Here is a 744-nt window from a genome sequence, read left to right on the forward strand (position 1 = left end):
ACTATGAACGAATGAGATATCCTGGTCGGCCGCGCGGTCGGTAAGCGCACGCAGCATGGACATCACCGGCGTTATCCCGCTGCCGCCCGAAAGGAAGAGCGGCTTTTCATAGGGCAGGTCATCGAGACTGAATGAGCCGAGCGGCCCTTCGATCTCGATCTCGTCGCCCGCCCCCAAATTGTCGTGGAGCCAATTCGAAACCAGGCCGCCCGGTGTTCGCTTCACCGTGATCTGCAGGTCGAGCGGTCGCGTCGGTGGTGACGAAACAGAGTAAGAGCGCGTCACCGCGGCACCCTCGATCTTGAGGTGCACGAGCACATACTGTCCCGCGCTGAAGCAGAACATCCGATCCGTCGGGGATGTGAAAACGAAGGTTTTCACATCGGGCGTTTCCTCGATGACACGACGGCAGAGTACAAGCTGCGATGTGGTTTGTGCCCATTGCCGATGGCGCCTCATCGGGAGGAGGTCGGGGGCCCCAAAGGAAACGTGTGCGTTCATCATTCATCTCGGTTTGAAGTCGAGCCAAGATGTCAGTTCCAGGCCCCCCGCAACAGAAGCATCCCTGCCGAGTTATGATCGAGTATTTCGATTACATATCCAGTGACATCACGGCAACGTGAAGGGCGCGGATTCCCTTGCGGATGATCGGTTCGTGTTTGCGGCGCGCCAGGATGGCCGTGTGTACCGGCTGATGCAGCGTCGGAGCGCCTTCGACGATGAACGATGGGCGTTCGAGGGCGA

General features: G+C 59.1%; 1 protein-coding gene. It reads right to left on the bottom strand.

Annotation, left to right across the window (positions count from 1 at the left end):
• Window positions 1-501: FAD-binding oxidoreductase (locus tag EOA19_RS34965; protein ID WP_245486469.1), on the bottom strand; the 501-nt coding region annotated here is incomplete at its 3' end.
• Window positions 502-744: the final 243 nt, after the last annotated feature.

It is taken from the genome of Mesorhizobium sp. M7A.F.Ca.US.010.02.1.1, from assembly GCF_004023085.1.
Lineage (GTDB): Bacteria > Pseudomonadota > Alphaproteobacteria > Rhizobiales > Rhizobiaceae > Mesorhizobium.